Raw genomic sequence first — 1,737 nt, forward strand, 5'->3', positions numbered from 1 at the left:
CACCTTGGGGAACCAGTAACGTATACATGAGCGCATGATCCTAGTTGTCCACCATGGTCTAACGTCGCCAGTACAACTCCCAAAGCCTACCATTGCGCTTAGCTCGCCTCGATTTGATTTCTATCATCAACATCGGTCGAAAACCCCAACTCTAACAGAGCCTTACGAATTTTTGCCTTAGATGGGCGCACCTTGGGAGCCTTCAGTTTTAGTTCCCTGGCCGTCTCGAATAACTCTCGGATTAGCACATCAAATGAATTGTCATCAGCATCTTCGGGAAGACTTTCAACTCTGCCTTCATAGGCCAAAGTATACAATTCCAAATGATGCTTCCCCATAGCACGAGCCAGTTTCCTCAGGGTTTCGGGTGTGGGGCAAGTTCCCTTAAAGCAAGCTCCCCGCAGCCTAGGCTGGGGCACACCAGACAACTCCGCTAGATGGTTCATACTAATACCTTGCTCTTCTAAATAGCGCAGAATAAACCGTCCAAGGGAGGAGCAATCTTCTGGTTTGATTTGTAACCGTGCTGGCATTCGTCTGCGATCAGGAATCTAGTAGGCAGTTCAGAGATAACTCCAGTGCTGTAGAAGCAGCGTTCACATCACTGGGAATTTGGTCAGGTAGTGATTTTTTAACGGCTGTGGGAGTTGAGTGTACAAAAAGGACAACACAGGATTGATCCTAAGTATGATTACTCTGAATAGCTGGACATTTAAGCTAAAGCATCGAAACGGTACAATTCTAGCTTATATTGCCTTCGTCCAGGGTGCAGTGCGGAGGAACTTAGGCTGAGCACTAAACAGAGGGCAAAAGCTGGCATTGTTGGTCTAGGGCAGTTTCGACCGTCTTGAGTAAGGGGGGGGTGGTCTGGCAACCAATCCTTTGGGTTCAGCACTATTGAACAATAGTTACATTTATGGTGGTAACCTTAAGAAATATCAAAAAACATTTGCAAAAACCTAACTTTTCAAACGCCTTTAGATGTGTTGAGGACTATGGCTTAGAACACTAAAAAATTTGGAAGTTTCTCACTGAATATGTACTGGATAAATTGTCTTGTTTTCCAGACTAGGCAAGATGTTAGCGATCTAGGAATGTTACCTTTCTGGATTAATTTAGCACCTATGATAGAAGGCAGCTAGCGTGATGATGTGCCATGAGATCGTCGAAGAATCACGTGTTGGTTTTGGGAAAAGAGTCGGATGATTTGCACGCACTGGGATCTGTGCTGGCGGATTTGAGCTGCTCTGTTACAATTGCTGATTCTGAAGATCAAGCTGTATTTCATGTTGATCAAGCCCCACCCTGTCTAGTGATTTTGGCAGGTAACCACCATGCTTGGTCATCAGCCGTGGTAGAAAGGCTCCGGCGTAACACCAACACCAGTTGGGCAACGATCGTCGTCCTGACCGATTTCCATGCTTCCAGTTGGCTGCACCACGATGAATACCCCGGCTTCGATGGGTTTTTGGTTAAGCCTGTGGCCAATGATATTTTGACCTCCTTGGTTCAATCTGCTCAAGCTCGGCAAGTCTGTCAAATGCTGCGCTCAGCAGTTTCTTGTTCCTGACTATGCTTCAGTTTGCGCCTGTCTATCCTTGGCTTTATCGGGTCTTGCGACCGGCATTTCCCACCTGTTTATGGTCGGGCGATCGTCAGCGTCCAGATATTGCTCTCACGTATGATGATGGCCCCCATCCGGTTTATACCCTGCAACTGCTAGACGTATTAGATCAT

General features: G+C 46.7%; 3 protein-coding genes. 2 read left to right on the plus strand and 1 reads right to left on the minus strand.

All coding sequences use genetic code 11. The features are described 5' to 3' along the window. Positions 1-98: 98 nt before the first annotated feature. Positions 99-533 carry a helix-turn-helix transcriptional regulator gene (locus tag NZ772_18445; GenBank protein MCS6815536.1) on the minus strand — a complete coding sequence of 145 codons (435 nt, stop codon included), beginning with the start codon at positions 531-533 and terminating at the stop codon, positions 99-101. 623 nt (positions 534-1,156) lie between these two features. Between NZ772_18445 and NZ772_18450 the strand changes: the two genes are divergently transcribed. Together NZ772_18450 and NZ772_18455 are read left to right on the plus strand one after the other, a co-directional pair. Further along, complete coding sequence (locus tag NZ772_18450) at positions 1,157-1,570, plus strand: response regulator (GenBank protein ID MCS6815537.1); 414 nt, start codon at positions 1,157-1,159, stop codon at positions 1,568-1,570. A 2-nt stretch (positions 1,571-1,572) separates the two neighbouring features. Continuing rightward, the coding region (locus NZ772_18455; protein ID MCS6815538.1) for a polysaccharide deacetylase family protein at positions 1,573-1,737 on the plus strand (165 nt) is incomplete at its 3' end.

This window comes from Cyanobacteriota bacterium (genome assembly GCA_025054735.1).
In the GTDB taxonomy this organism is placed as follows: Bacteria; Cyanobacteriota; Cyanobacteriia; order SKYG9; family SKYG9; genus SKYG9.

Coding starts and splice junctions, on each gene's coding strand:
- NZ772_18445 (MCS6815536.1), bottom strand. CDS start 533: ATGCCAGCACGGTTACAAATCAAACCAGAAGATTGCTCCTCCCTTGGA.
- NZ772_18450 (MCS6815537.1), top strand. CDS start 1,157: ATGAGATCGTCGAAGAATCACGTGTTGGTTTTGGGAAAAGAGTCGGAT.